Source organism: Lacisediminihabitans profunda (assembly GCF_008040105.1).
GTDB lineage: Bacteria > Actinomycetota > Actinomycetes > Actinomycetales > Microbacteriaceae > Lacisediminihabitans > Lacisediminihabitans profunda.
Window position 1 is genome coordinate 37,577 of the sequence record NZ_VRMG01000007.1, and the last position, 18,051, is coordinate 55,627.

The window sequence follows — 18,051 nt, forward strand, 5'->3', positions numbered from 1 at the left end:
TTACTCCACGGTCACTGACTTGGCGAGGTTGCGCGGCTGGTCGACGTCGAGCCCCTTCGCCGCGGCCAGCTCCATCGCGAAGATCTGCAGCGGAGCCACCGCGAGCAGCGGCTCGAAGAGCGTCGAGGCGAGCGGAATCGGGATCACGAGGTCCGCATACGGCAGCACCGCGGCATCGCCCTGTTCGGCGATCGCGAGGATGCGGGCGCCACGGGCGCGGATCTCCTGGATGTTGGAGACCACCTTCTTGTGCAGCGAATCCTTGGCACGCGGGCTCGGCACGATCACGAACACGGGCTGGCCAGGCTCGATCAGGGCGATGGGACCGTGCTTGAGCTCGCCGGCCGCAAAACCCTCCGCGTGGATGTAGGCAAGCTCCTTGAGCTTGAGAGCGCCCTCGAGGGCCACCGGGTAGCCGGCGTGCCGGCCGAGGAAGAGCACGGAACGGGTGTCGGTCATCCAGCCGGCGAGCTGGGTGATCGCGTCGTGCTGCTCGAGCACGGTGGCGAGCTGGTCGGGGAGCGCCTGCAACTCGCCGAGAAGTCCGGAGATCTCCTCCGGCGACAGGGTGCCGCGCACCTGCGCGAGGTGCAGGCCGAAGAGGTAGAGCGCGGCGACCTGCGCCACGAAGGCCTTCGTGGAGGCCACCGCGACCTCGGGACCCGCATGCGTGTAGATGGCGGCATCCGACTCCCGAGCGATGGTCGCGCCCTGGGTGTTGCAGATCGACAGCGTCTTCGCCCCGGCGGCCACCGCGTACTTGACGGCCATGAGGGTGTCCATGGTCTCGCCGGACTGGCTGATCGAGACGACGAGCGTGCGGTCGTTGATCACCGGGTCGCGGTAGCGGAACTCGTGCGAGAGCTCCACATCCACGGGGATCCTCGCCCACTTCTCGATCGCGTACTTGCCGAGCATGCCCGAGTACGACGCGGTGCCGCAGCCGAGGATCACGACGCGGTCGATGTTTGCGAGCGCGCCCTCGCCGAGTACGTCCAGCTCGGAGAGGCGAACCGCCCCGTCGACGATCCGGCCGAGGAGGGTCTTGGAGATGGCCTCCGGCTCCTCACTGATCTCCTTGGCCATGAAGCTCGACCAGCCGCCCTTTTCGGCCGCGGACGCATCCCAGGTGATCTCGAACTCCTGGCTCTCCACCGGCAGGCCATCGAAGTCGGTGACCCTCACCGCATCCGAGGTGATCGTCACGATCTGGTCCTGGCCGATCGCCACGGCGCGGCGGGTGTGTTCCACGAAGGCGGCCACGTCGGAACCGAGGAAGTTCTCGCCATCACCGAGCCCGATCACGAGGGGCGAGTTGCGACGGGCGCCGACGACGACGCCGGGCTCGTCCTTGTGCAGCACGAGAAGGGTGAACGCGCCGTGCAGTCGGGCGACGACGTTGCGCAGCGCCTCGGCGAGGTCCCCCGTCTTCTGGTATTCGAGCCCCACCAGGAGCGCGGCGACCTCGGTGTCGGTCTCGCTCGTGAAGACGGTGTCCGGATGGGCGGCGACGAGCTCCGCCTTGAGTTCCGCGAAGTTCTCGATGATGCCGTTGTGGATCAGGGCGAGCTTGCCGTCGTCCCCGAGGTGCGGATGCGCGTTCTGGTCGTTGGGTCCGCCGTGCGTGGCCCAGCGGGTGTGGCCGATTCCGGTTGAGCCGTTCGCGATGTTCGCGGCATCGAGGTCGTCGATGAGCACCTGGAGCTTGCCGGCGCGCTTGCGCGTGTGCAGCTCGCCCTCCGGGTCGATCACGGCGATGCCCGCCGAGTCGTATCCGCGGTATTCGAGCCGGCGGAGACCGCCCAGCAGCACCTCGACGCTCTTGTTGCTGCCGACATATCCCACGATTCCACACATGAAACTCGATTTTACGTTATGTCCCGGGCAACGCGCGCCCGCCCGTGCTCCGCGGCGCAGCCCGACTCCGGTAGCCTGTTGCCCTATGTCTGAGCACGGGTCTGCGCACACCGGCGGCAACGGCCATTCGACGCCGTTCGTCGAAATCGACCGCGCCGACTGGGCCGATCTCGCCCCCACCACGGAACTGCCCCTGAGTCCGACCGAGATCGTGGAGCTGCGCGGTCTCGGCGACCGCCTTGACCTGCGCGAGGTGACCGAGGTCTACCTGCCGCTCAGCCGGTTGCTCAACCTGTATGCGGTCGGTGCTCGGCGGCTTCACGCCGACACCAGCCGATTCCTGCACCGGGACTCGAAGGCGACCCCGTTCGTGATCGGCGTGGCCGGCTCGGTGGCTGTGGGCAAGTCGACGGTCGCGCGCCTGCTGCGCGAGATGCTCTCCCGCTGGGACGACACGCCGCGCGTCGAACTCGTGACGACGGACGGTTTCCTCCTGCCCAACACGGAACTCGAGCGACGCGGCCTGATGGAACGCAAGGGCTTTCCGGAGTCGTACGACCGCCGGGCGCTGCTGCGGTTCGTCACCCGGGTGAAGAGCGGGGAACCTGAGGTGCGCGCCCCGTTCTACTCGCACCTCAGCTATGACATCGTGCGGGATGCCGAGATCGTGGTTCGAGCGCCGGACATCCTGATCGTGGAGGGACTCAACGTTCTTCAGCCGCCGGCGAGCGGGCACGGACTCGCGGTGAGCGACCTCTTCGATTTCACCATCTACGTGGACGCCAGGACCTCCGACATCGCCGGCTGGTACGTCGACCGCTTTCTCAAGCTCCAGCGCGGCGCCTTCGCGAATCCGCAGTCCTACTTTCACCGCTACGCCGCGCTCAGCACGGAGGAGGCGACGGCGAAGGGACTCGAGATCTGGAAGCGCATCAACGAGCCCAACCTGCTGCGCAACGTGCTGCCGACCAGGTCACGAGCCGATCTCGTTCTGCGCAAGGGCGCCGACCACGCGGTGGACAGCGTTCTGCTGCGCAAGATCTAGTTCGCCGGGCTTCGGCCCTCCCGCCTCCCCGGACATCCTCCCCGGCGACCCGCGAAGGTACCCCTTCGTCGCGATTGTCACCGGTCGCCCGAGCACACGGACGACAAACGGGCACGCTCGCGGCGCGTGGGCCGGACTAGACGGTGAGGCGTGCGCGCACGACGTCCGCGAGTGAGTGGGCGATCTCATCCGCCACCGACTGCTCCTGCGCCTCGACCATCACGCGAACGAGCGGCTCGGTGCCGGAGGGGCGCAGCAGCACCCGCCCGGTGGAGCCGAGCCGTTCCTCCGCCGCGGCCACCGCGGCGGCGACCACCTCGTCCGACTTCAGCGCAGCACGCTCGACGCCGCGCACGTTGATCATGATCTGCGGGTAGACGGTCATCGCCGCGGCGAGCTCGGCAAGCGACTTGCCGGTGCGGGCCATCTCGGCGAGCAGCTGCAGCCCGGTGAGGATGCCGTCGCCGGTGGTCGCGTGGTCGCTCATGATCACGTGCCCGGACTGCTCACCGCCGAGGTTGAGGCCGCGCTCGTTGAGCGCCTCGAGCACGTAGCGGTCGCCGACCGCCGTCTGCAGGAGGGTGATGCCGTGTTCGGCCATCGCCACCCGAAGCCCCAGATTGCTCATGACCGTCGCCACGAGCGTGTTCTCCTTGAGCAGGCCGCGTTCCTTCATCGACACCGCGAGCACGGCCATGATCTGGTCGCCGTCGACGATGCGACCGAGGTGATCCACGGCGAGGCAGCGGTCGGCGTCGCCGTCGTGGGCGATGCCGACGTCCGCCCCGTGCGCGAGAACCGCGGCGGAGAGAACGTCGAGGTGGGTGGACCCCACGCCGTCGTTGATGTTGTAGCCGTCCGGGTCTGCGCCGATCACGGTGACGGTGGCGCCCGCGTCGGTGAACACCTCGGGCGAGATGCCGGAGGCCGCACCGTTCGCGCAGTCGAGCACGACGTGGATGCCGTCGAGACGATGCGGGAGGGTGGACAGCAGGTGCACGACGTAGCGGTCTTCCGCGTCGGCGAAGCGGCGGATGCGACCGACCTCCACGCCGGTGGGCGCGAGCTTCTTTTCGTCGAGCGCGGCCTGGATGCGGTCTTCCACCTCATCGGGGAGCTTCGTGCCCCCCACCGCGAAGAACTTGATGCCGTTGTCGGCCGCGGGGTTGTGCGAGGCGGAGATGACCACGCCAAAGTCGGCCTTCACGTCCGCGATGAGAAACGCGGCCGCCGGAGTCGGGATGATGCCGGCGTCGAGCACGTCAACGCCAGAACTCGCGAAGCCGGCCGCGACCGCCGCGGCGATGAACTCGCCGGAGACCCTCGGGTCGCGCGCGATCACACCGACCGGTCGACGCCCGGAGGCGCGACGACCGTCGGCGAAGCGCCCCTTGCCCAGAACGACTGACGCCGCCTGGGCAAGGCTCACTGCAAGCTCCACCGTGATGTCCTGGTTTGCGAGACCACGGACCCCGTCGGTGCCGAACAAACGCGGCATGAGGGTGTTTTCGGCGCGGGTTAGCGCTTCGAGAACTGGGGCGCCTTGCGGGCCTTCTTGAGTCCGGCCTTCTTACGCTCCTTGACGCGAGCGTCGCGGCTGAGGAAGCCCGCCTTCTTGAGCGCGGCGCGGTTGTTCTCTTCGTCGATCTGGTTGAGCGAACGCGCGATGCCGAGACGCAGGGCGCCGGCCTGGCCGGACGGGCCTCCGCCGGTGATGCGGGCGATGACGTCGTAGCTGCCGAGCAGGTCGAGCACCTTGAACGGGTCGTTGATCAGCTGCTGGTGCAGCTTGTTGGGGAAGTAGTCGGCGAGCGTGCGGCCGTTCACCGTGATGGTGCCGGAGCCGGGGACGATGCGCACGCGGGCGATGGCCTGCTTGCGACGGCCGACGGCCGCTCCTGGCACGTTGAGGACGGCGCGGGGCACCTTCACTGCGGTCTCGGCCGGGCTCTCGGTCGAGTAGCTCTCGAGAACTGCCTCGTCGATTGAATCTTCGATCTTCGCCATGTTGTACGAATCCTTTAGTTACTGGTGCGCGCTACTGCGCGACCTGGCCGAGTGTGTAGGTCTTGGGCTGCTGGGCAGCGTGGGGGTGCTCGGCGCCTGCGTAGACCTTGAGCTTGGTGAGCTGTGCACGACCAATGGAGTTCTTGGGGAGCATGCCACGAACGGCCTTCTCGACGGCGCGCGTCGGGTGCTTCTCGAGGAGCTCGGAGTAGGTGGTCGCCGTGAGGCCGCCCGGGTAGCCCGAGTGGCGGTAGGCCTTCTTCTGCGCCAGCTTGGCGCCGGTCAGGGCCACCTTCTCGGCGTTGATGATGATGACGAAGTCGCCCATGTCCATGTGCGGGGCGAAGGTCGGCTTGTGCTTGCCGCGCAGCAGGACTGCCGCGTGGCTCGCCAGACGGCCGAGAACGATGTCGGTCGCGTCGATGATGACCCAGTCGCGCTGGACATCTTCGGGCTTGGGAGAAAAGGTGCGCGTCACAATAGTGCTGCTTTCTTTGTCGAAATGAGGCGTTCGTGAATCCCACTCCGATGGGCGTTCCCAGGCAAAGACTTGCCGGGAACACTGCCGGTGGAGGGCTCAAGTTCGGGTGCAGCGCGAAAGGGCGCAGGCACCAAGGGTCTAGATTAGTCCATCCGCCGGGATGCGGTCAAACGCGGCGGTGCCCGAGGTCTCGAGCGGCGGCCGGCGGGCGCGGGTGACCTCCGCCCGCGCGGCCAGTTCGTCGTCTGGCGGATAGCCGATCTCGACGAGGGTGAGGCCCTTCGCCGGCACGACGTTGAACTCGCTCGTGCGGTCCAGCTCGTCACGGAGCGCGGTCAGGCGTTCCACCTCGAGCTTGCCCTCACCCACCGCGATCGTCGCCCCGACGAGGGAGCGCACCATGCTGTGGCAGAAGGCGTCGGCCTTCACCTCGGCGACGAGCACACCATCCGCGTCCCGTCGCCAGGCGAACTCCTGCAGGGTGCGGATGGTCGTGGCGCCCTCGCGCGGCTTGCAGTACGCCGCCCAGTCGTGCAGGCCGACGAGGGACTCCGCGGCGACCGCCATCCTGTCGAGGTCGAGCGCGGCCGGGTACCAGAGAGTGCGGTTGCGTTCCAGCGGGTTCCGGGGACCGGAGTTGTCGGACACCCGGTATTCGTAGCGTCGCCAGACGGCGGAGAACCGAGCGTCGAATCCCTCGGGGGCGACCACCGCTCGCGAGACGTAGACGTCGGTTTCGAGACCCGCGATGCCATTGAGCCGCCGCCCGAGCGCGGTCGGACCGTCGAATCGCCGGCCGCCGGTGGCCTTCTTTCCTCGCGGGCGGGTCAGCCAGCCGAGCTGTTCGGCCGACAGGTCGAGATGGGCAACCTGGCCGGTCGCGTGCACCCCGGCGTCGGTGCGGCCGGCGACGGTGAGGGTCGGCGCGGGGCCCCGACGGCCGAAGATGATGGCGAGAGCCGCCTCGAGCTCGCCCTGCACGGTGCGCAACCCCGGCTGTTTCGTCCAGCCGTTGAAATTGCCGCCGTCGTACGCGATGTCGAGCCGGATGCGCGTGTAGCCAGCGCCCGCGTCGATCACGCCTTCCCCGTCCACTTCTGAAGTCTATTGGCCAATCCGGCGGCCGCCCCCGCCTCGGGTTGACCTCGCCCCTTCGCACGACAAGACTCGAACTGCACGCCATGACTCCTTCCCTCCTCCTCTCCTCCTCAGCGGCGGTTGCCACCCCGGCTACCGTGCCGTCGAGCGACCGTCGCGTTGGCCGGTTCGCTGGGCTGGACGGGCTGCGGGCGATCGCCGTCCTGGCCGTGATCCTCTTCCATCTGACTCCCGGGGCTGTGCCCGGCGGCTACCTCGGGGTCGACGTCTTCTTCGTGATTAGCGGCTTCCTGATCACGGGGCTCCTGCTGCGGGAGAGACAGTCGACCGGCCGCATCCGACTCGGGGCGTTCTGGATGCGCCGCGCCCGCCGACTGCTCCCCGCCCTCGCGCTCGTGGTCGTCTCCGGCAGCGCGCTGGCACTCGTCCTGGGCGGAGACGTGCTCGTGCACCTCGGACGGCAGGTGCTCGGCGCCACCACCTTCAGCAGCAACTGGCTCTCGATCGGCGCCGGGCAGAGTTACTTCGACGGCACCACCCCCGAGCTCTTCCGCAACCTCTGGTCGCTCGCGGTGGAGGAACAGTTCTACCTGGTCTGGCCCCTGGCGATGCTGGTGCTGCTGCTCGTGCCCTCCGGGCGCCTGCGCATCGGCCTCGTGGTCGCCCTGGCGGTCGCCTCTGCCGCCGCCATGTGGCTGATCTACCTCCCGGGCGCCGACGCGACGCGGGTGTACTACGGCACGGACACCCACTGTTTCGGCCTCGCCATCGGCGCGGCGATCGCGATCCTGCTGAACGAGGCGCCCGAGCGGCTCGCGACGCTCGCGCGCCGCCGATTCGCGGCGATGATCGGTGCCGCGTTCGGAGCCGCAGCCATCGTGGCCCTCTGCGCGCTCGCGGTGTCGATGCCCGCGAGCGCGCCGTTCGTCTACCGGGGTGGACTGATCGGCGTGGCCCTCCTCACCGCGGTCGCCATCCTCGGCTCCATCGGCACCGGATCTGTCCTCGGCCGCGTGCTCGACAGCGCGCCGCTGCGCTGGATCGGCGAGCGATCCTACGGTCTCTACCTCTGGCACTGGCCGGTCTTCGTTCTCGTCGTCGCGGCCCTGCCCGGCTGGCAGCGCACGGGAGGGGACGGCTGGGCGATGGGCGCCGTCGCGCTCGTGATCACGGTCGGGGTCTCGGTCGCGTCCTACCGCTTCGTGGAGCGCCCCATCCGTCTGAACGGATTCCGGGCAACGCTTCGAGCGTGGACGAGCGGATGGCGCGCCTCCGCACCGAGGCTCGTCGCCGCCCTGGCCGCGGTCGCCATCGCCCTCGTCGCGGTCGGCGCCTCGGTCGCCGCCATCGCGAGCGATCCGGGCAAGACCTCGAGCCAGGTCGCGGTCGAGCAGGGCGAGCGGTCGATCGACAGCCACAGGTCTCCCGACGCCACCGGGGGGCCGACGCCAGGTCGCCCACCCGCCGCGCTGCCGGGCGGTGACCAGATCACCGCGATCGGCGACTCGGTGATGCTCGCCTCGGCGCCGGAGCTTCAGTCGACCTTTCCCGGCATCCAGATCGACGCCGTCGTCTCGCGCCAGCTCTCCTCGGTGCCGTCCATCCTGCAGGGCATGGTGGCCGCCGGCACGTTGCGGCCGACCGTGCTGATCGGGCTCGGCACGAACGGACCGATCGACCGGTCGACCCTCGACGCGGTGCGCACGATCGCCGGCAGCGCCCACGACATCGTGATGATCAACGTGCAGGCGCCGCGCGGCTGGACCGATGGCGTGAACTCCACCCTCTCCCGGTTCGCCCAGCAGTATCGCGACGTGGAGCTCGCGAACTGGCGAGACGCGATCGCCGGGCACCTCGATCTGCTGGCACGCGATCAGATCCACCCGGGAAGCGCCGGGGGCGCGATCTATGCGCGTGCCGTGACCGATGCCCTGCAGCGGCTGGCGGAGCTGCCGCCCGCGCTCGGACCCAACGACTTCGGGCTGGCCAGCATCCCGCTCTAGAACATCTTGTGCACGCTGCGGCTGCGGCCGGACTGGCGGAAGCCGACGCCCTCGTACAGGGTGAGGGCGCCGGTGAGGCTGTCCGAGTCGACGTCGAGCACCGCGCTGTCGAGTCCCTCGGCCTTGATCGCCCGCAGGGCCTCCACGAGCATCGCCGGGGCGATGCCGCGATGACGCCACGCCCTGGTGACTCCCACGAGGTCGATGTATGCCGATGAGTAGCCCTGGCCCGGCCAGTCCTCCCGGTTCACCTCGGTGAGGAGGAACCCGGCGACCTCGCCGGTCGGGGCCGTCACCACGAAGGAGAGGTCCGGGCGGGACACGGAGCGGCGCGCGAACCGGTCCCACTGCTCCTCGGTCGTGGGCTGGCTGCCCCAGTGGTCCCGAAAGGCGTCATTGCGGGCCAGTCGGAGCTCCTCGTGTCTCGCCGGCACGGGATTCGCGATGGAGAACCCCTCGGGCACCGGCACCTCGGGGATCGGCTCGTCGAATCGTCGGCGCAGCTCGAAGTAGTACCGCGCGGTGCGGTACCCCGCTCGGGCGAAGAGGTGGTTGGTCTGGATCGCCTCGTCGTCGATGAAGGCGAGGATCCAGCCGGGAAGTGGCTTGTCCGAGGTCGCGAGCTGCTGCAGGGCCCGCTGCTCCTGCCAGCGCAGCAGTTGGCGCCCGATCCCCTTACCCCGCCACGCCGGGTCGACCGCCCCGAACAGCACGGATCGCACGAGGGTCTCCTGGCCGGGCAGCAGGGCGACGCTACCGAAGGCGACGTAGGAGTTCGTGAGGTCGATTCCGACGATGGTGTCCCGGGCGGCGTCGATGTACGAGCTGTCCAGACTGTCGAGCACCTCGTCGCGCTGGGTGAGGTAGCGCGGGTGGTCGACCCTGTCGGCGGCGTGCATCATCCCGGTGATCGCATCGACGTCGCCGAGCCGCGCCGCTCGCCACACGGTGCCGCGGAATTCGGGGATGTCGACCGTCGACGGTGCCACCACCCGCGAGGAGAGAGGAGACTCGTTCACGAACAAAACAGTAATGGCCCCGCTCGATGAGCGGGGCCAAAATCTGGTATTCGAAGAAGTTACTTCGCGTCGCCGACCGGTGCTGCCTCGGCGTCGACCTCGGCGGTCTCGACCTCGACTGCCTCGGCCTGCTCGGCAGACTCGACGGGAGCCTCCTCCGCGGCAGGCTCGGTCTCCTCGACGGCGACCTCGGCCGGCGCGGAAGCCGCGGCGGCGGCCGCGGTCTTCTTGGCCGACTTCGGCTTGGGCGACACGGGCTCGAGAACGAGCTCGATCTGCACCATCGACGCGTTGTCTCCCTTGCGGAAGCCCAGCTTCGTGATGCGGGTGTAGCCGCCCTCGCGCAGTTCGACGAGCGGCGCGATCTCGGTGAAGAGCTCGTGGACCACGGTCTTGTCGCCGATGACAGCTAGCACGCGACGACGCGCGTGCAGGTCACCGCGCTTCGCGAACGTGATCAGACGCTCGACGAGGGGGCGCATGCGCTTGGCCTTCGTCTCGGTCGTCTTGATGCTCTTGTGGGTGAACAGGGCAGCCGCGAGGTTCGCAAGCATGAGGCGCTCGTGCGCCGGTCCACCGCCGAGGCGTGGTCCCTTAGTTGGTGCAGCCATTTCTTAATCTCCAGATGTGAAAGAAGTCGTGAGGTTGTCGAGAACGACGCGCCCTAGTTGGTTTCTTCGACGTCGTCGTAGCCGCTGTAGAAGTGCGCCCCGTCGAAGCCGGGAACGGTGTCCTTGAGCGACAGGCCAAGCTCGACGAGCTTGTCCTTGACCTCATCCACCGACTTCTGTCCGAAGTTGCGGATGTTCATGAGCTGGGTCTCCGAGAGAGCGACCAGCTCGCTGACGGTGTTGATGCCCTCGCGCTTGAGGCAGTTGTAGCTGCGCACAGACAGGTCGAGGTCTTCGATCGGCATGCTCAGCTCGGACGAGAGAACGGCGTCGACGGGTGCCGGGCCGATCTCGATGCCCTCTGCCGCCGTGTTCAGTTCGCGCGCCAGACCGAAGAGCTCGGTCAGCGTGCGACCGGCCGAAGCGATCGCGTCACGCGGGGTGATCGCGTTCTTCGTCTCGACATCCACGACCAGGCGGTCGAAGTCGGTGCGCTCCCCCGCGCGAGTCGCCTCGACGCGGTAGGTGACCTTGAGCACGGGCGAGTAGATCGAGTCGACCGGGATCTGGCCGGCTTCGCTGAACTCGCTGCGGTTCTGGGTGGCCGACACGTAGCCGCGGCCACGCTCGATGGTGAGCTCGAGTTCGAACTTCGCCTTGTCGTTGAGGGTGGCGATGAGCAGTTCCGGGTTGTGGATCTCGACACCGGCCGGAGCCGAGATGTCGGCCGCCGTGACCTGGCCGGCCCCCTGCTTGCGCAGGTACGCCGTGATCGGCTCGTCGTGCTCGCTCGAGACGACGAGTCCCTTGATGTTCAGGATGATCTCGGTGACGTCTTCCTTCACACCGGGAACGGTGCTGAACTCGTGCAGCACGCCGTCGATGCGGATGCTCGTGACTGCAGCGCCGGGAATCGAGGACAACAGGGTGCGACGAAGGGAGTTACCGAGGGTGTAACCGAAACCGGGTTCGAGCGGCTCGATGACGAACCGCGAACGGAACTCGGAGATGTTCTCTTCGGTAAGAGTTGGACGCTGTGCAATAAGCACTGTTGATTCCTTTCGGCGAAGTGTCCGCTATTTGACACTTGTGCGTTCGGCTGGGTGGCTGGCCCGCCGGTCTATTGAGTTGTGTTCGAAAGTGATGTACTGGCGTGCCAGCCCGGCAGCGCGACGCAGCACGCCGCGCCGCCGAGCAGCGAAAAGATGGTTAGACGCGACGACGCTTCGGCGGGCGGCATCCGTTGTGCGCCTGCGGGGTGACGTCGTTGATCGATCCGACCTCGAGGCCGGCGGCCTGAAGCGAACGGATGGCGGTCTCGCGACCCGATCCGGGTCCCTTGACGAAGACGTCGACCTTCTTCATGCCGTGCTCCTGCGCCTGGCGAGCCGCGGACTCCGCAGCAAGCTGTGCGGCGAACGGGGTCGACTTGCGCGAGCCCTTGAAGCCGACTCCGCCGGACGAAGCCCAGCTGATAACAGCGCCGGTCGGGTCCGTGATGGACACGATGGTGTTGTTGAAGGTGCTCTTGATGTGGGCCTGGCCCACGGCGATGTTCTTCTTCTCTTTACGACGCGGCTTGCGAACTGCCGCCTTTGGTGCTGCCATGAATTTCTCCTGAGATCTAAAGCTCGAGTGACATTTCCGTCGGTGCCGCTAGTGCGGCCGCAACGCGAAGGGTTACTTGCGGCCGGCCTTCTTCTTGCCTGCAACGGTGCGCTTCGGGCCCTTGCGGGTGCGAGCGTTGGTCTTGGTGCGCTGTCCGTGGACAGGCAGGCCGCGACGGTGACGGATGCCCTGGTAGCTTCCGATCTCCACCTTGCGTCGGATGTCGGCTGCGACCTCGCGACGGAGGTCACCCTCCACCTTGAAATTGCCTTCGATGTAGTCCCGGAGCGCGATGAGCTGGTCATCGGTCAGATCCTTGACGCGGATCTCTCCGCTGATCTCGGTGTCGGCGAGGGTCTTGAGTGCCCTCGTGCGGCCGACGCCGTAGATGTATGTGAGTGCGACTTCCACGCGCTTATCGCGCGGAATGTCTACGCCTGCTAGACGAGCCATTGTGGCTTCTCCTGGTGGTGAGTGGAGGTCTGTGGCAGCACCTGTTCAGCGGCCTCCAGCCGCTGGTGTCCCCCGCCCTGCGAATGCAGCCGGCCGGTTCTGGTGTTGCTATGTGTTGTACGTATTCAGTTGTGTGGACCGTGTCGGTCGCGTGGACCAACGGACCGGGCGACCGAGACGGTCGCCCGCGTCAGGGCTGCGAAGGCCAGAAATGGCCTTCGCTCTCAGCCCTGGCGCTGCTTGTGACGCGGGTTGTTCTTGCAGATCACCATGACATTGCCGTTGCGTCGGATGACGCGGCAGTGCTCACAGATGGGCTTGACGCTGGGCTTGACCTTCATAGTTTTTCCTTGCTCTCGCTGTCTTCGTACCCTCGAGGCGGTCTCGCGAACGCGACGGGAGGGCCGTTACTTTCCAGCAGCTGCTCCGTGGTGGGGCCTATTTGTAGCGATAGACGATCCGGCCACGGGTCAGGTCGTATGGGCTCAACTCAACAATCACGCGGTCCTCGGGGAGGATGCGGATGTAGTGCTGACGCATCTTGCCCGAAATGTGGGCAAGAACACGGTGGCCGTTGGTCAGCTCAACGCGGAACATTGCGTTGGGCAGAGCTTCGACTACTGCGCCTTCGATCTCGATGACACCGTCTTTTTTGGCCATAGCCTCTTCGTCGCTAAAATATTGTTTGCTGGTCGTGCGGGTGGATTGGTGTCGTGCACTCGTCCCGCATCGCGGAACACGGCCCGTTGCCGGACATGCCAGAAGGCACGCTTTAACGGGCAGCACACACCAAGGATCAATCTTATGCCAATCCCGGGTGTTTTGCCAATCCGTGCCTATAATTCGCTTCCGCTGGCCGCGAACCGGCCCGCGGCATCCGCCCGGCCCTCGTGCGCACGTCTGCCCCTCGTTCGGACGACGGCCCCGCACCCGGGTCACTGCTCCCCCTTGTAGCGAAGGTGCCCCCTCGACCAGGCCCAATCGCGACAAAGGGTAACAATCGCGCGGTCGCGCGGCGCGGGCTGGGCTACGGGATCGGAACGGGAACGACGCCGAGCGGGCGCAGGGCGGCGGCCCCGCCATCCTCCGCCGTGAGTACCCAGATACCGCCGGCGTGCACCGCCACGGAGTGCTCCCAGTGCGCTGCCGCGCTGCCGTCGCTCGTGGCCACGGTCCACTCGTCGCCCCGCGTGACGGTGTCGATGCCGCCGAGGGTCACCATCGGTTCGATCGCCACCACGAGCCCCGGCTTCACCTGGGGTCCTCGGTCGCGCACCCGGTAGTTGAAAACCGGGGGCTCCTCGTGCATGGACCGGCCGATGCCGTGGCCGACGTAGTCCTCGAGAATGCCGTACTCCCCCTGCGAGGCGATGTAGTCCTCGATCGCCGCACCGACCTCGTTGAGATGGCGAGCGGAGGCGAGGGCCGCGATCCCGTGCCACAGCGACTGCTCGGTCACCCTAGCCAGCGTCTCGCGCTCGCGAACGATGTCGGGCCTCGACGGATCCGGGATCACGACGGTCAGTGCCGCGTCGCCGTTCCAGCCGCCGAGTTCAGCGCCGCTGTCGATGGAGACGACGTCGCCGGCCTCGAGCAGCCGCGCCCCGGGGATTCCGTGGACGACCTCGTCGTTCACCGAGGAGCAGATCGTGTGGTGGTAGCCGGGCTCCTTCATGAAGTTGGGCACGCCACCGAGCGAACGGATGGCCTCCTCGGCCAGCCGGTCCAGTTCGAGCGTCGTGATCCCGGGCCGGATCGCCGACCGCACCGCGGCGAGGGAGGCAGCCGTCGCCAGGCCCGGCGCCACCATCAGCCGGAGCTCTGCGGGCGTCTTGTAGATGCTCTTGCGAAAAGCCACTAAGCGACTGGTGCGATCTGTCGGGCGGCGAGAGCCTCGGAAATGCGGGTGCTCACGTCGTCGATCTCGCCGAGGCCGTCGACCTCGATGAGCAGGCCCTTTTCGCGGTAGACGTCGATGAGCGGCGTGGTCTCGCGCGCGTATACTTCCTGGCGGTGACGGATCGCCGCCTCGGAGTCGTCCACGCGGCCCTGGTCGATCGCGCGCTTGCGCAGTCGGGAGACCACTTCCTCCTGGTCCGCGACCAGACGGATCACGGCATCCAGGGCCTGACCCTTGGAGGCGAGCAGATCGTCGAGGTAGGAAACCTGGTCGAGGGTGCGCGGGTAGCCGTCGAGCAGGAAGCCGTCGCGGGCGTCCTCCTCGTCGAGCCGGCTCGTGACGAGCGCGTTCGTGAGCGAGTCCGGAACGTAGTCCCCGGCATCCACGATCGCCTTGACCTCGATGCCGAGCGGCGTCTTGTCGGCGATGTTGTGCCGGAAGATGTCGCCGGTGGCGATGGCCGGGATGCCATAGGCCGCTGCGAGACGAGCCGCCTGGGTACCTTTGCCGGCCCCGGGAGGCCCGACGATCAGGAGGCGGGTCACCGGAGCAAACCCTCGTAGTGCCGCTGCTGCAGTTGGGAGTCAATCTGCTTCACGGTCTCGAGTCCGACACCCACGATGATCAGGATGCTCGCCCCACCGAACGGGAAGTTCTGGTTGGCACCGAACAGCCCGAGCGCGATGAGCGGAACGAGGGCGATGAGGCCCAGGTACAGCGATCCGGGGAGCGTCACGCGGGTGAGCACATAGTCGAGGTACTCGGCGGTCGGTCGCCCGGCGCGGATGCCCGGAATGAAGCCACCGTACTTCTTCATGTTGTCGGCGACCTCCTCCGGGTTGAAGGTGATCGCGACGTAGAAGTAGGTGAACCCGACGATGAGCAGGAAGTACAGCGCCATGTACAGCGGGTTGTCGCCCGTGCGCAGGTTGTCGGTGATCCAGGTGACCCAGGCGGCCGGGGCCTTGCCGGGTGCCGGCTGATTGAACTGCGCGATCAGGGCCGGCAGGTAGAGCAGCGAGGACGCGAAGATCACCGGGACGACGCCGGCCATGTTGACCTTGATCGGGATGTAGGTGTTGTTGCCACCGTAGGTCCGCCGCCCGACCATCCGTTTGGCGTATTGCACGGGGATGCGCCGCTGCGACTGCTCGACGTACACCACGAGGCCCATGATCACGACGCCCATCAGGATCACGAACAGGAAGGTCTCGAAGCCCTTCGACTGGTTGATCGCCCAGAGGGACCCGGGGAAGCGTGCGGCGATCGAGGTGAAGATGAGGATCGACATTCCGTTGCCGATGCCGCGCTCGGTGATGAGCTCGCCCATCCACATGATGAGGCCGGTGCCGGCGGTCATGGTGATCACCATGAGCAGGATCGCGTACCACGCGGAGTTGGTGATGAGCGCTGAACAGGCGGAGGTACCGGTGGAACTCGGGAAGAGGGCACCGCTGCGGGCCACGGTGATGAGCGTGGTCGACTGCAGAACGCCGAGCGCGATGGTGAGGTAGCGCGTGTACTGGGTCAGGCGGGCCTGGCCGGACTGGCCCTCCTTGTAGAGGGTGTCGAAGTGCGGGATGACCACGCGCAGAAGCTGCACGATGATCGACGCCGTGATGTACGGCATGATTCCGAGCGCGAAGATCGACAGCTGGAGCAGGGCCCCACCGCTGAAGAGGTTGACGAGCTCGTAGAGCCCGGACGTGCCGGAGTTTGCTGCGAGACACGCCTGCACGTTGCCGAAGTTGACGAACGGCGCCGGGATGAAGGATCCAAGCCGGAACAGGGCAATCAGCGCGAGCGTAAAGCCGATCTTCTTGCGAAGGTCGGGGGTGCGGAAAATCCGCGCTACGGCTCTGAACACGAGGCCTCCTGGTTGAACTCTTCGGGCAAGCAGGTGGCCCTTTCGGGCCACCTGGGCGACTACTCTACGAAAGTCAACCGAGCGAACGATCCGCCCGGGGACTTCAGTTTACGGAACCGCCCGCTGCGACAATCTTCTGCTCGGCAGAGCCGGAGACCTTGTCGACTGCAACGTTCAGCTTAACCGCAATGTCACCTGCGCCAAGAACCTTGACCTTTTCGTTCTTGCGAACGGCACCCTTGGCGACGAGGTCGCCAATCGTGACGTCTCCGCCGGCCGGGTACAGCTCGGCGAGCTTCTCCAGGTTGACGACCTGGTATTCGACCCGGAACGGGTTCGTGAAGCCGCGAAGCTTCGGGGTACGCATGATGCTGTTCAGGTTTCCACCCTCGAGCCCGACGCGAACCTGGTAGCGGGCCTTCGTGCCCTTGGTGCCACGACCGGCCGTCTTGCCCTTGGAGCCCTCACCGCGACCGACACGGGTGCGGTCCTTCTTGGCACCCGGAGCCGGACGGAGGTGGTGGATCTTCAGCACCTGCGGGCGCGCCTCGACGACGGGCTTGGCCGCCTTCTTGGCGGCCGGAGCCGACTTGGCCGACGACGCAACGGTCGCGTCGTCGCTCTTCGCAGCGGCAGCCTTGGAGGCTGCGGCCTTCGGAGCTGCGGCCTTCGGAGCATCCGCCTTGGCGGTCTTCTCGGCGGTTGCCTTCTCTGCGGCGGGCTTGGACGCTGCCTTGGCCGGGGCCTTCGCTGCGGTCTTCGGCGCGTCCGACTTTGCGGCAGCGGCCTTCGGGGCGGCGGCCTTGGCGGCCGTTGCCTTCTCGGTTGCTGGCTTCTTCTCGTCAGCCATTAGTCAATCTCCTCGACCTTGACCAGGTGAGCGACGGTACGAACGTAACCGCGGTTCTGCGAGTTGTCCTCGCGAACCACGACGTCGCCGATGCGGTGAAGCCCAAGGCTCCGCAGCGTGTCGCGCTGGTTCTGCTTCTCACTAATTTTGGACTTGATCTGGGTCACCTTCAGGCGAGCAGCCATCAGACACCTGCCTTTGCGTCAGCCTGGGCACGCAGGAGGCGCGGCGGGGCGACATCCTCGAGCGAGAGGCCACGACGTGCGGCGACCGCACTCGGCTCCTCGAGCTGCTTGAGCGCAGCGACCGTTGCGTGCACGATGTTGATCGTGTTCGACGAGCCGAGCGACTTGCTCAGCACGTCGTGGATTCCGGCGCACTCGAGCACGGCGCGAACCGGGCCACCGGCGATAACACCGGTACCGGCGGATGCCGGACGCAGCAGGACAACGCCTGCGGCGGCCTCGCCCTGGACGGGGTGCGGGATGGTGACGCCGACGCGGGGAACGCGGAAGAAGTTCTTCTTCGCCTCCTCGACGCCCTTGGAGATCGCGGTGGGCACCTCGCGGGCCTTGCCGTAACCTACGCCGACCAGACCGTTGCCGTCGCCGACGACGACGAGAGCGGTGAAGCTGAAGCGACGACCACCCTTGACGACCTTCGACACGCGGTTGATCGTGACGACGCGCTCGAGGAACTGGCTCTTCTCAGAGTCACGGCTCCCGCGCTGCTGGTTGGGGTTGCGCTCGCGACCGCCACGACGAGCCTCGCGGGGCTCGTTGGCGGCAGGCTCGGTTGCGGCTGCAGTCTCGACGACCGCGACGGTCGGTTCGGCTTCAGTAGCCACGACGGCCTCCTTGCTTGTGTTTGTGGTGTCGCTCACAGGTCCAGTCCACCCTCTCGAGCTCCCTCGGCGATGGCAGCGACGCGTCCCGCGTACTTGCTGCCACCACGGTCGAATACAACGGCCGCGATGCCGGCCTTCTTCGCGCGCTCGGCGACGAGTTCGCCGACCTTGCGCGCCTTGGCCGTCTTGTCACCATCGAAGGTGCGAAGGTCGGCCTCGAGGGTCGACGCCGACGCCAGGGTGAAACCCTTGCTGTCGTCGACGACCTGCACGAAGACGTGGCGGGCCGAACGCGTGACCACGAGACGCGGTCGAAGCTCGGTGCCGACGATCTTCTTGCGAAGACGTGCGTGCCTGCGGCCCTTTGCGGCCGACTTGCTCTTGCCTCTAGTTCCGAGAGCCATG

At 67.1% G+C, this 18,051-nt stretch carries 21 protein-coding genes; 2 read left to right on the forward strand and 19 right to left on the reverse strand.

Annotation, left to right across the window (positions count from 1 at the left end; genetic code table 11):
• Positions 1-1,857 (reverse strand): glutamine--fructose-6-phosphate transaminase (isomerizing), encoded by a 1,857-nt coding sequence (gene glmS, locus FVP33_RS09580; protein WP_147783445.1) that lies wholly within the window; start codon positions 1,855-1,857, stop codon positions 1-3.
• 85 nt (positions 1,858-1,942) lie between these two features.
• Between glmS and coaA the strand changes: the two genes are divergently transcribed.
• Entirely contained in the window at positions 1,943-2,902 is a 960-nt protein-coding gene (gene coaA / locus FVP33_RS09585; RefSeq protein ID WP_147783446.1) for a type I pantothenate kinase, read from the forward strand.
• A 136-nt stretch (positions 2,903-3,038) separates the two neighbouring features.
• On the opposite strand, the gene glmM is transcribed toward coaA, so the two are convergent.
• From glmM to truA, 4 genes are all read right to left on the reverse strand, one after another.
• Complete coding sequence (glmM, locus tag FVP33_RS09590) at positions 3,039-4,400, reverse strand: phosphoglucosamine mutase (protein ID WP_147783447.1); 1,362 nt, start codon at positions 4,398-4,400, stop codon at positions 3,039-3,041.
• Between the two features lie 20 nt (positions 4,401-4,420).
• Positions 4,421-4,909, reverse strand: coding sequence for a 30S ribosomal protein S9 (gene rpsI, locus FVP33_RS09595; RefSeq protein WP_147783448.1), 489 nt, complete (start codon positions 4,907-4,909; stop codon positions 4,421-4,423).
• Positions 4,910-4,940: 31 nt separating this feature from the next.
• Positions 4,941-5,387 (reverse strand): 50S ribosomal protein L13, encoded by a 447-nt coding sequence (gene rplM, locus FVP33_RS09600; protein ID WP_147783449.1) that lies wholly within the window; start codon positions 5,385-5,387, stop codon positions 4,941-4,943.
• 141 nt (positions 5,388-5,528) lie between these two features.
• A complete protein-coding gene (gene truA, locus FVP33_RS09605) occupies positions 5,529-6,485 on the reverse strand; it encodes a tRNA pseudouridine(38-40) synthase TruA (RefSeq protein WP_246142279.1) in 957 nt (318 codons plus the stop codon).
• 86 nt (positions 6,486-6,571) lie between these two features.
• On the opposite strand from truA, the gene FVP33_RS09610 reads away from it, so the two are divergent.
• Entirely contained in the window at positions 6,572-8,491 is a 1,920-nt protein-coding gene (locus tag FVP33_RS09610) for an acyltransferase family protein (RefSeq protein ID WP_147783450.1), read from the forward strand.
• Here the strand turns inward: FVP33_RS09610 and FVP33_RS09615 are convergent.
• The 14 genes from FVP33_RS09615 to rplR form a co-directional block, all read right to left on the reverse strand.
• Positions 8,488-9,510, reverse strand: coding sequence for a GNAT family N-acetyltransferase (locus tag FVP33_RS09615; protein ID WP_147783451.1), 1,023 nt, complete (start codon positions 9,508-9,510; stop codon positions 8,488-8,490). The genes FVP33_RS09610 and FVP33_RS09615 overlap by 4 nt on opposite strands.
• A gap of 59 nt (positions 9,511-9,569) precedes the next feature.
• Positions 9,570-10,121, reverse strand: coding sequence for a 50S ribosomal protein L17 (gene rplQ, locus FVP33_RS09620; protein ID WP_147783452.1), 552 nt, complete (start codon positions 10,119-10,121; stop codon positions 9,570-9,572).
• Positions 10,122-10,174: 53 nt separating this feature from the next.
• Positions 10,175-11,170 (reverse strand): DNA-directed RNA polymerase subunit alpha, encoded by a 996-nt coding sequence (locus tag FVP33_RS09625; protein WP_147783453.1) that lies wholly within the window; start codon positions 11,168-11,170, stop codon positions 10,175-10,177.
• Positions 11,171-11,330: 160 nt separating this feature from the next.
• Complete coding sequence (rpsK, locus tag FVP33_RS09630) at positions 11,331-11,729, reverse strand: 30S ribosomal protein S11 (RefSeq protein ID WP_147783454.1); 399 nt, start codon at positions 11,727-11,729, stop codon at positions 11,331-11,333.
• A 72-nt stretch (positions 11,730-11,801) separates the two neighbouring features.
• Positions 11,802-12,182, reverse strand: coding sequence for a 30S ribosomal protein S13 (rpsM, locus tag FVP33_RS09635; RefSeq protein WP_147783455.1), 381 nt, complete (start codon positions 12,180-12,182; stop codon positions 11,802-11,804).
• Between the two features lie 224 nt (positions 12,183-12,406).
• Positions 12,407-12,523: a 50S ribosomal protein L36 gene (rpmJ, locus tag FVP33_RS09640; RefSeq protein ID WP_147783456.1), complete on the reverse strand. Its 117-nt coding sequence runs from the start codon at positions 12,521-12,523 to the stop codon at positions 12,407-12,409.
• 97 nt (positions 12,524-12,620) lie between these two features.
• Positions 12,621-12,842, reverse strand: a complete 222-nt coding sequence (gene infA / locus FVP33_RS09645; RefSeq protein WP_055811571.1) for a translation initiation factor IF-1 — start codon at positions 12,840-12,842, stop codon at positions 12,621-12,623.
• A gap of 367 nt (positions 12,843-13,209) precedes the next feature.
• A complete protein-coding gene (gene map / locus FVP33_RS09650) occupies positions 13,210-14,040 on the reverse strand; it encodes a type I methionyl aminopeptidase (protein ID WP_147783457.1) in 831 nt (276 codons plus the stop codon).
• Entirely contained in the window at positions 14,040-14,627 is a 588-nt protein-coding gene (locus FVP33_RS09655; RefSeq protein ID WP_147783458.1) for an adenylate kinase, read from the reverse strand. The genes map and FVP33_RS09655 overlap by 1 nt, the downstream gene beginning before the upstream one ends.
• Positions 14,624-15,949 carry a preprotein translocase subunit SecY gene (gene secY / locus FVP33_RS09660; RefSeq protein WP_147783459.1) on the reverse strand — a complete coding sequence of 442 codons (1,326 nt, stop codon included), beginning with the start codon at positions 15,947-15,949 and terminating at the stop codon, positions 14,624-14,626. The genes FVP33_RS09655 and secY overlap by 4 nt, the downstream gene beginning before the upstream one ends.
• 103 nt (positions 15,950-16,052) lie before the next feature.
• Positions 16,053-16,799: a 50S ribosomal protein L15 gene (gene rplO / locus FVP33_RS19785; RefSeq protein WP_147783460.1), complete on the reverse strand. Its 747-nt coding sequence runs from the start codon at positions 16,797-16,799 to the stop codon at positions 16,053-16,055.
• Positions 16,799-16,984, reverse strand: a complete 186-nt coding sequence (gene rpmD, locus FVP33_RS09670) for a 50S ribosomal protein L30 (protein ID WP_097060176.1) — start codon at positions 16,982-16,984, stop codon at positions 16,799-16,801. Before rpmD ends, rplO begins: the two co-directional genes overlap by 1 nt.
• Positions 16,984-17,646, reverse strand: coding sequence for a 30S ribosomal protein S5 (gene rpsE / locus FVP33_RS09675; RefSeq protein WP_147783461.1), 663 nt, complete (start codon positions 17,644-17,646; stop codon positions 16,984-16,986). Before rpsE ends, rpmD begins: the two co-directional genes overlap by 1 nt.
• A 32-nt stretch (positions 17,647-17,678) precedes the next feature.
• The gene (gene rplR / locus FVP33_RS09680; RefSeq protein WP_147783462.1) at positions 17,679-18,050 is read right to left on the reverse strand and encodes a 50S ribosomal protein L18; all 372 of its coding nucleotides are present in this window, start codon (positions 18,048-18,050) and stop codon (positions 17,679-17,681) included.
• Position 18,051 lies beyond the last annotated feature (1 nt).

Coding starts and splice junctions, on each gene's coding strand:
- glmS (WP_147783445.1), bottom strand. CDS start 1,857: ATGTGTGGAATCGTGGGATATGTCGGCAGCAACAAGAGCGTCGAGGTG.
- rplQ (WP_147783452.1), bottom strand. CDS start 10,121: ATGGCTGCACCAACTAAGGGACCACGCCTCGGCGGTGGACCGGCGCAC.
- rplR (WP_147783462.1), bottom strand. CDS start 18,050: ATGGCTCTCGGAACTAGAGGCAAGAGCAAGTCGGCCGCAAAGGGCCGC.
- rpsK (WP_147783454.1), bottom strand. CDS start 11,729: ATGGCAGCACCAAAGGCGGCAGTTCGCAAGCCGCGTCGTAAAGAGAAG.
- rpsM (WP_147783455.1), bottom strand. CDS start 12,182: ATGGCTCGTCTAGCAGGCGTAGACATTCCGCGCGATAAGCGCGTGGAA.
- rpmJ (WP_147783456.1), bottom strand. CDS start 12,523: ATGAAGGTCAAGCCCAGCGTCAAGCCCATCTGTGAGCACTGCCGCGTC.
- rpmD (WP_097060176.1), bottom strand. CDS start 16,984: ATGGCTGCTCGCCTGAAGGTGACCCAGATCAAGTCCAAAATTAGTGAG.
- glmM (WP_147783447.1), bottom strand. CDS start 4,400: ATGCCGCGTTTGTTCGGCACCGACGGGGTCCGTGGTCTCGCAAACCAG.
- FVP33_RS09610 (WP_147783450.1), top strand. CDS start 6,572: ATGACTCCTTCCCTCCTCCTCTCCTCCTCAGCGGCGGTTGCCACCCCG.
- coaA (WP_147783446.1), top strand. CDS start 1,943: ATGTCTGAGCACGGGTCTGCGCACACCGGCGGCAACGGCCATTCGACG.
- rpsI (WP_147783448.1), bottom strand. CDS start 4,909: ATGGCGAAGATCGAAGATTCAATCGACGAGGCAGTTCTCGAGAGCTAC.
- infA (WP_055811571.1), bottom strand. CDS start 12,842: ATGGCCAAAAAAGACGGTGTCATCGAGATCGAAGGCGCAGTAGTCGAA.
- rplO (WP_147783460.1), bottom strand. CDS start 16,799: ATGGCTGACGAGAAGAAGCCAGCAACCGAGAAGGCAACGGCCGCCAAG.